9 protein-coding genes are annotated in these 13,899 nt (G+C 34.4%); 1 reads left to right on the top strand and 8 read right to left on the bottom strand.

The features are described from left to right. Window positions 1-219 precede the first annotated feature (219 nt). Complete coding sequence (locus BD847_RS08635) at window positions 220-2,004, top strand: hypothetical protein (RefSeq protein WP_115887886.1); 1,785 nt, start codon at window positions 220-222, stop codon at window positions 2,002-2,004. A gap of 119 nt (window positions 2,005-2,123) precedes the next feature. Here BD847_RS08635 and BD847_RS08630 read toward each other — a convergent pair whose 3' ends face one another. The 8 genes from BD847_RS08630 to BD847_RS08595 all read right to left on the bottom strand — a co-directional run bounded on the left by BD847_RS08630 (window position 2,124) and on the right by BD847_RS08595 (window position 13,896). Further along, window positions 2,124-3,353 carry an outer membrane beta-barrel protein gene (locus BD847_RS08630; RefSeq protein ID WP_115887885.1) on the bottom strand — a complete coding sequence of 410 codons (1,230 nt, stop codon included), beginning with the start codon at window positions 3,351-3,353 and terminating at the stop codon, window positions 2,124-2,126. 201 nt (window positions 3,354-3,554) lie between these two features. After that, a complete protein-coding gene (locus tag BD847_RS08625) occupies window positions 3,555-4,019 on the bottom strand; it encodes an OsmC family protein (RefSeq protein ID WP_115887884.1) in 465 nt (154 codons plus the stop codon). Window positions 4,020-4,316: 297 nt separating this feature from the next. Next, the gene (locus tag BD847_RS08620; protein WP_115887883.1) at window positions 4,317-5,501 is read right to left on the bottom strand and encodes an aldose epimerase family protein; all 1,185 of its coding nucleotides are present in this window, start codon (window positions 5,499-5,501) and stop codon (window positions 4,317-4,319) included. A 106-nt stretch (window positions 5,502-5,607) separates the two neighbouring features. Then, complete coding sequence (gene araA / locus BD847_RS08615; protein WP_115887882.1) at window positions 5,608-7,116, bottom strand: L-arabinose isomerase; 1,509 nt, start codon at window positions 7,114-7,116, stop codon at window positions 5,608-5,610. Window positions 7,117-7,216: 100 nt separating this feature from the next. Next, entirely contained in the window at window positions 7,217-7,918 is a 702-nt protein-coding gene (locus tag BD847_RS08610) for an L-ribulose-5-phosphate 4-epimerase (protein ID WP_115887881.1), read from the bottom strand. Then, window positions 7,902-9,593 (bottom strand): ribulokinase, encoded by a 1,692-nt coding sequence (locus BD847_RS08605; RefSeq protein ID WP_115887880.1) that lies wholly within the window; start codon window positions 9,591-9,593, stop codon window positions 7,902-7,904. Before BD847_RS08605 ends, BD847_RS08610 begins: the two co-directional genes overlap by 17 nt. Before the next feature lie 167 nt (window positions 9,594-9,760). After that, window positions 9,761-11,746: an alpha-L-arabinofuranosidase C-terminal domain-containing protein gene (locus BD847_RS08600; protein ID WP_115887879.1), complete on the bottom strand. Its 1,986-nt coding sequence runs from the start codon at window positions 11,744-11,746 to the stop codon at window positions 9,761-9,763. Window positions 11,747-11,910: 164 nt separating this feature from the next. Then, complete coding sequence (locus BD847_RS08595) at window positions 11,911-13,896, bottom strand: glycoside hydrolase family 127 protein (RefSeq protein WP_208641793.1); 1,986 nt, start codon at window positions 13,894-13,896, stop codon at window positions 11,911-11,913. Window positions 13,897-13,899: the final 3 nt, after the last annotated feature.

The following is a 13,899-nucleotide window of genomic DNA, read 5'->3' as shown; positions in this document are numbered from 1 at the left end:
CTGTTATACCAAAATAATTTATTCAAGCACTAATCTTATTTGTGCGGCTCCGAGTACGTAAAACCTCTTCAGTAATGAAGAGGTTTTTTTATGCTTAAAAACTCCATTTATAAAAGAAGCGCCACAAACAAAAGTAGGTTTACTATATTTACTCTCTAAAATCCAGTTATTCTTAAACTGGAATTTATCCCAAACAATCTAAACGCCATTACTACATTTATGAAAAACAGATTACTTTTACTTCTTTTACTATTATCATCTCTTTCGCACGCCCAAAAAATCAGATGGGACAATTTAAATGTCAGACGAGAGGTACAACCGTCTTTGTTTATAAAGGAAAATCCATTAGATGTTGCTTTTATAACTACCTCAACAGATGGTGTATTTTTTAATGATCCTACCATGGATTATCGCGTCTCTGACATCCGTGTTTTATACAATGACTATATTTATAATGATTTAGGTTTTCCAAAAATGGTTGCCTTACTCGAATATAAATATGAACCTGCCACTTTGCATATCATTAAAAAAGACCTGAAATATCAAGTTGCTGTTGTCTCTCACATTTATGCCAACCTTATTTTAATTGATCCTGAAAAAGGTGTTTTTGATACTCAGGAAATCAGATTAGGAGATTGCGATCTTGTTAATCCTGTTGCAAACACAAAAGGATTCAACTCTAATCTTGGCGATTTAGATTATCCCAACAATTTAAATACTACTCTTTTACTTACTGATTTATCAGAGTTTGAAGCTAATCAATACAGAGATCAAAAAAACCCAAGCTTGCCAAGAAAAAGCGAAATTAAAGAAGTAGAGCAAATTCAGATATATAAATTAGGTTTTAAAGTTGGTAGAATTTTGCATACTAAATTCCATCCTTATGGCAAATATTCGCAACTTGCTTTTAATTATCTAAAAGAAGATAAAGATTTTAACGGTGAGAATTTCAACAAAGCGTCTCAATTAATTAATACAGGAATTAATCCTATTGATGAATCAAAAGTTCGCCAGGCACTTGAGATTTGGAAAACGGAAGCAAGTTCAATTACAAATCTTGAAGACAAGAAAAATAAAAAATATTATATCGCAATTCAGGAAAATATTCTACAATGCTATAATGTTCTAAGAGACTTTACAGAAACTGATGAAATTGCAAACAACCTTAAAACTATCGATGCAAAGAATCAAATTGCTGATGCTTTAATTTCGAATAAAAGAAAAAATGCTATTCCGGCAGAGAAAAAACAAATTGTTTATTCTCCACTTCCTCCACGATTTGCCCAAACTGATGTTGTTCGTTTTTTAAAAAAGAAAAAGGATATGATTAACGGACTCAATCATATTCAACCCGACTACTACGACGGAAAATTAACCGATATGAGTATTTATAAAGAAGCCTCTTTATTAGTAAAAGAAAGTAAACCCGACTCGGAAAAATTCAACATACTAATTGACTTACTTATTGATATAACAGGATATGAGAAAAATTCCTCCAACTATCACCAACGAAAAGAACTGACTGATGTATTAAAAGATTATAATGCATTTTGCATGAAAGTTGCCAATGAGAATAAAAAGTTCACAGCAAATTATGACTTTAAAAAAGATCCTCATTCTTATCGTACAAAGTTAAGAGAACATATTTTAAGCCTTAATAAGGTAGCAGATTTTACTTCTTTTAATGACGCCTTAACCACAAGCGTTGCCCTTACTATTGAAAAAACTAAACCTGAAAATATTACTATCGCACAAGACTTTATAGATCTTAATACCGCAATGACTTTAAAACAGTTAATGCATACTACAAAATATGATGCAACGATTACCAAAGCAATTGATTCTATTACAGCTTTTTTAGACAAGAAGTTTCCTAAACAAGATCTGGAAGTTTTTTTCGAATTCAAAAATGCCTGCATATTAATTAAAGAGAATAAAAAATTCAGCACGCTAGAAATTGCCGATTTCTCTAACACTTTAAGACTTTTGTATATGTATTGCTAGCATAAAAATTTGAAATTATAAAAAAACCTCTCCAGTATTGAAGAGGTTTTTTTGTAATTTCTGCGTCTATCCAGAAAATTATTCCCGTTGCCTTTTAAGCAAATTAGTTCAGATTCTTATTAAAAAATCGTATAACCTACTATAAAATCTACTGCATTATACTTTGCAGAATAAGTTTGGTAGTCCATTAACTCTTTTTTGGTGTTGAATCTTGCTTCAACTGAAAATTTGCTTTTAAAATTATACCCTAAACCGAAAGCAAAATTGGTATCTGAATGACTTTCAAAATCTCCTTTTGCTATACTTCCCGGCGTCATATTTGTATAAGAAATTTTTGAATTGCCACTAATTTCGAAGGAATATAATGCGTTTATGAAAATTTTTGAATTTTGATTTAAAAACATATAGTGTCTAATCCCAACTGGCATCTGCACCGAACTATAATCTATTTTTGCATTATAAGGTGTTTCTCGATTTTCCATAGCACTTGTACTATAATAAATATAGTTCTTTTCGCTTTCATACTTTTGATACATCGGATTGGCAAATAAACTCCATTTATTTTTATTAAAAGGAAATACATATTCCACTTCGGCACCTATCTTGAAAACCATTTTATTATCAAAATCAACATTCAGACTTGAATTAGCACTGTTTTTTGCTGATACCGATGCAAAACTTAATCCTGGTGTAACTTTAACAAACAGTAATTTTTTACTCGCTTTTGTAGCCTCATTTTCACCTGTGGCGGGTTGAATATTGTTGTATTTGGTAAAATACTTTATAAAATCAGATTTTTTGTAATTGAGATTTTTAACGTCTTTGTCCGCTATATTTGAAGACCTAACATTGTTTGAAAGCTGCATTATATATCCACCGTTTTCTCCATTTTTAAGATAACTGACACGCACTAATTCCTCTGCTGGAACTGTTTGTGTAGAATAGAAGAATTTATCGCCGCTGTCTTCTCTATAACTATATAAAATTGCCTCGCCTTCTACAAGTACTTTCAGGAATACTGTTTCTTCCTTCCATTCCGGATTTCTTTTTCCTGTAGCTTCTTTTTGATCATCATTAGCGCGATCTATATTTACTTTTAATCTTTTGTATTTGCATTCGTTATCTATACTAAATTCTTGTGCAGTTTCGATACTTTCTGTTTTAACATCTGAATCGTTCAATTGCAACTTGTATTTGAAATTTGTTGGATTGCTCATCCAATCTAAATTTCGAATATAACAATCCGTTTTCTTTCCGTCATTTGAAATGAAATATCCTTTTTCAAATGAGATTTGAGCATTAATAAAAGTACAATAAAGTAATAACGTAAATAGTAAAGTTTTCTTCATAAAATGGGTCTTGATTTTTTTAGGTAAAAATAATCAAACGAATAAATCTGCAAATAAAAAGCTACATTTTTATACCCAATTTGACCAAAATTTACTTAACATCTTGATATCCAGATTTTAAAATTTCAATCAACATCAATAACATAGAAATAGCCCTACGTAAAAACCCTTGTTTATTTAATGTGTATATATATTTTATATCTATATAACCTCACAACTTGCATTATGAAGAACCGGAAAACTGCAGGAATTAGCAATAAAACACAATTGATTTGCTTTAAAATGTAAATTCAAAGCCAATTCTATTTGGTCTGGATCTGAGATTTTTACTTTCGGAAATAATCTAACTTCAACAAAACGACCGCTTCCGTTTGGAGAAACTTCGAGCGTTGCTTCAGCGTTGTCTGAATATTCCAGAACTTCTATTCCGTTTTGGGAACATACATATAAATACGACATCATATGACAGGAAACCAAACTGCTCAACAATAAATCTTCGGGATTATATAATGAAGGATCACCTTTGAATGCTTTTGCAGCTGAAACATCTAAAACTGGTTTTCCTTCAATTTTAATTTGATGGGTTTTGCTGTAGAATCTTTCAGATAATTTATTCTGATTTTGTTGGGAAGTCCAATTTAGCTCTGCTTTGAATAGATGTTTCATTTTGCCTTCTTTTTAATACAACAAAGTTACTATTAAATGTAGTGAAGATTTGAGGCTTAAGCACAATATTGTCTGTTCGACGAAGGAGAAATCTCCACAAGAAGCTCCATTCAGAAATTCTTCAATCTATGTCGAGTTACTTGTGGAGATTTCTCCTTCGTCGAAATGACAAAAATGAGCAAATTCGCGAAAATTCGTGGAATTCGCGGCAAATTTTTAATACATAAAAAAACCTCGAAAGCTTACTACTTTCGAGGTTTTTTAGAGAATTACTAAACTAATAAACAAATCCTAAAACTATTTCTTCACTGAGAATTTAAAAGTAGTTTTAGTTTTATAATTTTCTCCCGGGTTTAAAACCGTTGTTGGGAAATTTTTCTGGTTTGGAGAATCTGGATAATGTTCAGTTTCTAAACAAAGTCCGGTTCTGTGTGCGTATGTTTTTCCGTCACGTGTTGGCAAAGTTCCGTCAAGGAAATTTCCAGAGTAAAACTGAATTCCAGGTTCGTCAGTTGTCATTTCCATAACTCTTCCGCTTGGTTCGTGGTATACTTTTGCAATGATTGTTTTTCCTTTTTCAGGATTGTTCAATACCCAGCAGTGATCGTAACCTTTTCCTCTTTCTAATTGCTCGTTTTTAGCATTGATATCTTTTCCAATTAATTTTGGTGTTCTGAAATCAAAAGGCGTACCAGCAACATCTTCTAATTTTCCTGTCGGAATTAAAGTCGCATCAACTGGAACTAATTTATCAGCATTTAAAGTCAATTCGTGGTCTAAGATTGTTTTTGTAAAATCTCCAGATAAATTGAAATACGAATGTTGTGTCAAATTCACAACTGTTTTCTTGTCTGTCGTAGCTTCATACAAAACCTCTAACTGATTGTCATTTGTTAAAGTATACGTCACAAAAACTTTCAAAGTTCCAGGATAACCTTCTTCCATATCTTTACTTACATAAGATAATTTTAAAGAAGCGTTTTCGCCAGATTTAACCTCATCAGCTTTCCAAACTACATTGAAATATCCTTGCGGACCACCGTGTAACGCATTTGGTGCATTATTAATTGCCAATTGATATTCTTTTCCATCTAATGAAAATTTACCTTTTGCAATTCGGTTTCCGTATCTTCCAATCAAAGCACCGAAGAAAGGATTTTCTTTTTCGTATTGTGCCAAAGAATTAAATCCGATTACTACATTTTCTGAAACGCCTTCTTTATTCGGCACTTTCAAATCTGTAATTCTTCCACCAAAAGTGATAATATCAACTTCCATCCCATTTTGGTTTTTCAGTTTATAACTTTCAACTTTTTCGCCTTTTGCGGTTGTTCCGTATTCTGATTTTTCAATTGAAACTAAATCTTTTCCTTCAGTGGCAACTTTTTCTGTATCTGCTTTTTTATCGCTTTTACATTGAACTGAAACTGCAGCCAAACTCAAAAGGCTTAATCCGAAAACACAACGTTTTAATACATTCATAAATGGTTATTTTTTAGTTAGTAAAGTCTTAAAGTCAAAAGTCATAAAGTCTTTTCTTCAAAGTAACTAAAACTTTCGGACTTTATGACTTTCGACTTTTGACTAATTAAAGTCCGTGTTGAAACAAATGATAATAGGCTTCGTTAGCGTTGATTTTATCTTTGAAATCTCTTACTGTAGTTTTTTCATCGATTACTAATAATTCGATTCCAGCAATATCAGCAAAATCTTCCATATATTCAGTTGTCAACGATTGGCTGTAAACCGTGTGGTGCGCACCTCCAGCAAGAATCCAAGCTGTTGCTGCGATATCAAGGTTTGGTTTACAATCCCATAAAACTCTTGCAACTGGTAATTTTGGTAAATCTGCCATTGGTTTAACCGCTTCCACTTCGTTTACAATTAAACGGAAACGAGTTCCCATATCAACCAAAGAAACATTGATTGCATCTCCAGCTGGCGAATTGAATACCAAACGAGCTGGATCTTCTTTACCGCCAATTCCTAAAGGATGCACTTCACAAGAAGGTTTTCCGTCAGCAATAGAAGGACAGATTTCCAACATGTGAGAACCTAAAACATAAGATTTTTGCGGCGTGAAATGGTACGTGTAATCTTCCATGAAAGAAGTTCCGCCTTCCAAACCAATATTCATCACTTTTAAAGCTCTTACCATTGCAGCGGTTTTCCAGTCTCCTTCACCACCAAAACCATAACCATCTGCCATTAATCTTTGTGTTGCGATTCCTGGTAATTGTTTCCAAACTCCAAGATTTTCAAATGTATCTGTAAAAGCTCCGAAACCTCCTTCTTCAAGGAAAGCTCTTAAACCTAATTCAATTTTTGCCGCTTCCGCTAAAGAACTTCTTTGCGCGCCACCTTCTTTTAAAGAATCAGTTAAGTTATATGATTGTTCGTAAACTGCTAATAAATCAGCTAATTGTTTGTCGGTTACTTTTTCAATATGTTTAGTCACATCTGAAGAATCGAATCCGTTTACTGAAACTCCAAAACGAATTTGAGCTTCTACTTTATCGCCTTCTGTTACGGCAACTTCACGCATATTGTCACCAATACGAGCTACTTTTAAGTTTTGAAGTTCGTCCCATCCTAAAACGACTCTTGACCAGATTCCTAATTTTTTCTGAACTCTTTCGTCTTCCCAATGTCCTACAACAACTTTACGTTTTTTGCGCATTCTTGACATGATAAAACCAAATTCACGATCTCCGTGAGCCGATTGATTCAAGTTCATGAAATCCATGTCGATAGATCCCCACGGAATTTCAGCATTGTATTGTGTATGTAAATGACATAATGGTTTTTTCAAAATGCTCAATCCGCCAATCCACATTTTTGCTGGTGAAAAAGTGTGCATCCAGGCAATAATTCCGATACAGTTTTTCTCTGAATTCGCAGCCAAACAAACATCTAAAATCTGCGAAGGCGATTTTACCACATCTTTGTAAACCACTTTTACTGGTATCGAAGACGAAGCATCTAATCCTTTTGCAATTATCTGAGAATGTTCCGCTACTTTTCTAAGTGTTTCTTCACCGTATAATTCCTGGCTTCCTACTACAAACCATACTTCTTTTTGAGATATATCTATCATTATGTTTAATCGTTTATTTGTTGAACTGTTTATTTGTTGAATCGTTTAATCGTGAAAAACGGAACCGATTAAACGATTTACCGATTTACCGAATAAACAATTATTGTCCGTAATACGAATCTTTTCCGTGTTTGCGGTTGTAATGTTTCTTTATTAATGAATCTTTTAATCTTGGTGCATTTGGATTTATTTGCAAAGTCAAGTACGCCATTTCAGCAACTACTTCTAAAACTTTACTGTTATAAACCGCTTTTGCTGCGTTTTTTCCCCAGGCAAAAGGACCGTGATTTCCTATCAGAATCATTTCTACTTCTTCGTATGAAAGATTTTTTTCTTTGAAACAATCCAAAATCTGAATTCCGGTATTGTGTTCATAGTTTCCTTCGATAAGAGAATCTGCCATTGGCGGAGCACACGGAATATCAGCCGTTAAATGATCAGCGTGCGTTGTTCCGAAAATCGGAATATCTTGTTGCGACTGTGCCCAAGCAACTGAGTAAGTTGCGTGTGTATGCGCAACTCCGCCAATATTTGGCCAATTTTTATATAAATAAGCATGCGTTTTAGTGTCAGATGACGGACGCATCGTTCCTTCAATAACGTTATTATCAAAATCGACAATTACGATATCTTCCGGTTTTAAATCTTCGTAAGGAACACCGCTTGGTTTAATGGCAAAAACACCATTTTTTCTGTCAACAGCGCTCACATTTCCGAAAGTATAAACAACCAAATTCAATGCATTTAATTGCATATTGGCTTCGTAACATTCTTGTTTTAAATCTTTATACTGAGAACTCATTTTGAGATATTTTAATGGTTGGATCTGCAAAAGCACTTAATTGTTCGTACCCGACAAGCAGCTTATTGTAAGCCGCAACTTTATCTAATTGAGGAAAATATTCTCCGTCAAAATCACTTCCAATTTTTTGGCTTGCTTCAATTACATTTGAATAAATTCCTGCTGCAACCGCTGCATAAATCGCTGCTCCTAAAGCCGGAGTTTGGTCTGAAGCTGCAATTTTAATTGGCTTGTTTAAAACATTCGCCAAAGTCTGCATGATAAAAGGAGATTTACGAGCAACACCGCCAATTCCGATTACGCTGTCGATTTTTACGCCTTCTTCTTCAAAACGGTCTACAATTTTCTTCGCTCCAAAACAAATTGCGTTTACTAAAGCTTTAAAAATATGTGGCGCTTTTGTTCCTAAAGATAAATTCGAAATTGCACTTTTTACTTCCTGATTTGCATCTGGAGTTCTTCTACCATTAATCCAATCCAAAGCAATTGGAAGGCTTTCTGAAACTGGAATTTTCTCCGCTTCTTTAGTTAATTCAACAATTAATTTATCGCTGAATTCTTCTCTCAATTGTTCTTTTTGAGTTTCGTTTAAAACAGATGAAGCACCTAATAAATGTTCTGTTGGCCACATTAAAAGTTCTTTGTACCAAGCCAATAAATCTCCAAAAGCAGATTGTCCTGCTTCTAAACCAATAAATCCTGGAATAACCGAACCATCAACTTGTCCGCAAATACCACGAACCGTTTTCGTTCCTACTTCATCATAAGAACCAACCAGAATATCACAAGTTGAAGTTCCCATAACACGAACTAAAGTGTTTTCTCCAATTTTAGCTCCAACTGCTCCAGAATGTGCGTCGAAAGTTCCAACAGCTACAACAGTATCTGTCGAAAGTCCTAAACGGTCTGCCCATTCTTGGCTTAAATTTCCGGCAACTAAATCTGATGTGTAGGTTTCATCGTATAAATTACCACGCAGTTGTGCTAAATACGGATGTAATTTTTCTAAGAATTCAACTGGCGGTAATCCATTCCAGTCGGTATGCCACATCGCTTTATGTCCTGCTGCACAACGGCTTCTTTTGAAGGTTTTTAAATCTTTATCTTCAATTAATAAATACGTCATTAAATCGCAGTGTTCCATCCAAGTGTGCGCTGCATTTCTAACCGCTTCGTCTTGTCTCGCAATGTGAAGAATTTTTGCCCAAAACCATTCTGATGAATAAATTCCACCAACGTATTTTGTTACGTCTTCTCCGCCCCAGCTTACTGCCAGTTCGTTGATTTCGTTTGCTTCATTAATAGAAGTATGATCTTTCCATAAAACCATCATCGCATTTGGGTTTTCTTCAAAACCTTTTGTCAATGCTAATGGCGTTCCGTCTTTTGTAACCGGAACTGGAGAAGATCCAGTCGTGTCAATACAAATTCCGCGAACCAATTTTGGATCAACTTTACTTTCTTTTACAACATTCTGAATTGTAATTTCCAACCCTTCGATATGATCCAAAGGATGCTGACGAAACTGATTTATAGATGCGTCACAATATTGTTTGTTTTTCCATCTTTTATAATGAGAAACGTTCGATGCCAGCTCTTGCCCATTTTCAGTGTCTATTAGCACCGCTCGAACAGAATCTGTTCCGTAGTCCAATCCTATTACGTAATTTTTCATTCTAAATTTGTTTAATTGTATTGACAAATATAAATATAATTAATTTATAAGTGTATAAAAAACACTTAAAAAAATAAGCTTCTTAATTTTTACAAATAATGCATCAAAATCAACGTTTAAGAGCAAAACAAAAAATAAACGTTGGTTTCACATTTATTCTATTGCGATTATTTCACCTTAATTTTCAAAACTGTCACTGAATAAGCTGGAAAATCGTATTGAACTTTGCTTCCGTTTACTTTAAATTGACTTTCTTTTGGACTGATTTTAGTTGGAGATGCAAATGAATTTTCGTCGTTTAATCCTTCTCCTTTCAAAGTAACTGCCGTTCCTTTTGAATCTAATTTTGCTCCTTTTAAATCTATTGAAGCATTTTGGGCTGATGCCGATGTGTTTACGATTTTCAGAATTACTTCTTTTGTATTCACGTCTTTTACTGCAGAAGCAAACAAATCATTTTGTCCTGTAACTGCTTTTCCGCCTTTTGTGATACTGATTAAATCGGTTCCTTTATTGTTCGAAAACAGTTTTTGAACATAATAATTTGGTGTTCCAAATGATTGTAAATTGTTAAACCAAATCATATCCGGAGTCCATTGCCAGCCTTCTTCGTGAGCCAATAATGGTGCATAAGATGTTAAGTGAACCACCTCAGCATTACGTTCCATTCCAGTCATGAAAGCGGCTTCAGAAAAAGCACATTCCCAGTTGTTTTTGTTCTCTGGACTTGCAATGGCTACACTTTGCGCTGCATATTCTCCAGCAAAAATCTTTGGTCCTTTTCTATCATAACTGTCATAACGTGTTGCATTTTTACGGAACCATTCTGGGTTTTTATAATAATGTTCGTCTACGATTTCTGCATTTAATTTTTTAAGTTCAGTCATTCCGTATTCAAAGAAATCTCCGTCAGGGAAAGGTCCCGTTCCTGAAACAATCGTAATATTCGGGTATTTAGCTTTTATGGCTTTTTCGAATACTTTAAAACGTTCGATATAATCTGGTCCCCATTGCTCATTTCCAACTCCGATAAATTTTAAGTTGAATGGTTTTGGATGCCCCATATCAGCTCTTACTTTTCCCCAAGCTGTCGTGGAATCCCCATTTGCAAATTCAATTAAATCCAAAGCATCCTGAACATATGGATCGATTTGGTCCATCGGAACTAATTCTCCTGTATTGAACTGACAAGCCATTCCACAACTTAAAATAGGAAGCGGAGAAGCACCAATATCTTCTGAAAGCTGGAAATATTCAAAAAAACCTAAACCAAAACTTTGGAAATAATCCGGTGCTGGGCGGTGTGCAAATTCCATGTTCCAACGGTTTACTGCTGTTTCTCTATCTTCTACTTTTCCAACCGATTTTTTCCATTGGTAACGTTCTGCCAAAGTTCTTCCTTCAACAATACAACCTCCAGGAAAACGTAAAAATCCCGGTTTCAAATCGTATAATAATTGGACTAAATCTTTACGAAGTCCGTTTTTTCTTCCTGCCCAGGTGTCTTCCGGAAACAGTGAAATATTATCTAAATCAATTACACCGGTTCCTTCAAAAGTGATTCTTAATTTTGCTTTTGCTTCCGTCGCTGTCGAAGTTAATTGAGTCGAGTAATTTGCCCAGTCTTTTGAAGTTGGAACAATCGAAGTTTCCCCTAAAACCTTATTGTCTTTATCAATAAACTGAATTTTGATCTTAGAAATATTTCCTGATAATTTTGATGCTTTTAAAGTCAAATTATATTTTAAATCTTTCTTGATTCCCATTCCTCTGAAACCTTCGTTGATCAGCTCATAACCTGAAGCATCGTTAATTGTAACTCGGCAATAGTTATGATTGGTTCCTTGTTGCGAATACTGAATTACATTTGCAATTCCGGATTTTTCGTTCAATTTATGTCTGTCGCTATTTGGTTCTTGCCAGCCCATCATTGGAAACAAAAATTCAAATGATCTGTTTTTAATCATTTCAGCATACAATCCACCATCTGCAGCAAAATTGATATCTTCAAAAAACACTCCGTACATTGTAGGCTGAATTTTAGTTACTGTTTTCGCAACATCAACTTGAAGATTATTTTTTTGTGCCGATGCATAAACGCCGCTCAGCATTAAACCGCAAAGGGTCATTTTTGTAATTAAATTGGACTTCATTTTTTTATAATTAATGTGTTTTATAGCACGCGGATGGCGCCGGTTAAAACGGGTTTTTATTTTTTCTCCTGCAAGGCTTCCGAAACCTTGTAGATGTATTTTTTTTAAAACTTTATGAACTTTTAATACCTACAAGGTTTTGGAAACCTTGCAGGAATAGGATCCTAATTCTTATAATCTAACCAAACTTTCATTTTTCCAACGCCTCTGTTTGACCAAGAATAATATGGAATCGCTTTGAATTTTGAATTTTCAATTACGTTTACGCCATTCAATAAATTCGCTTCTTTTTTTACTTTGAAAGAATCTCCAGATGCAACATTTATTTGATCAAAATTGTTTTTGTTGTCGATTTCTTCAACAGCATAAACGATTGGTCCGTATTCTAAAGAAACCTTGTTTTTGTTGGTTTCCACTTTTGAATTGGTTTGAACTTCCTGAACTTCCATTGGGAAATTAAGAGCAATTTTGTCTCCTTTTTTCCAAGTTCTTGTCACATTATAATATCCATTTTCTGGCTGTATTGCAACAGTTTCACCATTTATAGTAATAGTAGTTTTTTTAGTCGAAGCTTTTTTATAAGTGTATAAATCCCCCGGCAGAACCTCATTTCTAGCCCAGCCCGGAACGCGAAGTTTGATAGTAAATTGGCTTTCTTTTTTTGGATTAACAGCGATTGCCACTTTCCCGTTCCAAGGATATCCTGTCTGTTGTGAAATCTGTAAATCTGTTTTTCCTAATTTGAAAGAAGCGCTGTTTGAGGCATATAAATTTACAAATAATTCATTATTTGTTTTGGAATAAATCAATCCCGGAATTGACGGAATAAAACGAATCAAATTCGTTGGACAACAAGAACAATCAAACCAAGCCTGACGCGTGCAAGAACCTCTGTTTGATTTATAAACGCCATCGGCTTCAAGCGCGTTTGGATAGAAAAATTCTTTTCCTGTCAATGAAATTCCAGAAATTAATCCGTTGTACATTGTTCTTTCGATCACATCAAAATACTCTGATTTTCCGTATAAATTATGCAATCTATGATTCCAATAAACGTCTCCAATTGCTGCACAAGTTTCGTTATAAGCGGTTAAGTTTGGCAATTCATAATTTGCACCAAAAGCTTCGCCGTCATGTCTTGAACCAATCCCGCCTGTGATGTACATTTTTTTGTTCACCATATTATTCCATAAATTATTTACGGCATCAGTATAGGATTTGTCTTTTGTCATGGCTGCAATATCCGTCATTCCAGCATACATATATACGGCACGAACAGCATGACCAACTACTTCATTTTGCTGAACAACAGGCATATGATCCTGTGCATATTCTCCATATAATTTATGATTGTTTGGATTTCCGCGATTGTCTAAATAATATTTTGCCAGTTTAAGATAATCTTCCTTTCCTGTAATTTGATACAATTTGATCAATCCGGTTTCTACAATCTGATGTCCCGGAACACCTTTTACCTGACCCGGACCGTCGCCAAAAGTTTTCACTAATAAATCGGCATTTTTGATCGCGATGTCTAAAAAGTTTCTTTTTCCGGTTGCTTCGTAATGTACCACTGCAGCTTCGATTAAATGTCCGGCATTATAACATTCATGACTGATTTGTAATGATTCCCAACGTTTTCCTTCAATAACTGGAACCCACGTACATGGCGGTTTTGCCGGATTTATTGTTCTCCAGGTTGTCAAATAACCATCGGCTTCCTGGCCAATTTTTACAATGGCAATCAAAGAATCCAAAACTCTTTCTAGTTTTGGATTTGGAGCAGAAATTAAGGTATTCGATGCGCCTTCAATAATTTTATAAACATCGGTATCATCAAAAGGCATTTCTCCTCTAACTGTTCCTGTTTTTTGTTTTCCTGCAATTAAGAAATTCTCAAAACGGCCTTCTTCATTACATTTCTGAATGGCATATTCGATCGTAATTTCTTGTACTCTTTTGATAATTGGCAACCAAAAAGAATCGTTCAGTTTTACATTTTGAATGTTAACCGGTTCGATTTGATAACCCGCTTTTAAAACCGATGTTTTATCAGAAGACTGAACTGCATTATTTTTGGTTTCTTTACAGGAAGCCAAAATCAACAATGACATAAAAATCCCTAAAATTGGTAAATTGTATTTCTTCATTTT

The organism is Flavobacterium cutihirudinis (assembly GCF_003385895.1).
In the GTDB taxonomy this organism is placed as follows: domain Bacteria; phylum Bacteroidota; class Bacteroidia; order Flavobacteriales; family Flavobacteriaceae; genus Flavobacterium; species Flavobacterium cutihirudinis.
Note: the sequence above shows the minus strand (reverse complement) of the source record. Positions and strands in the feature narration are given on the sequence as shown.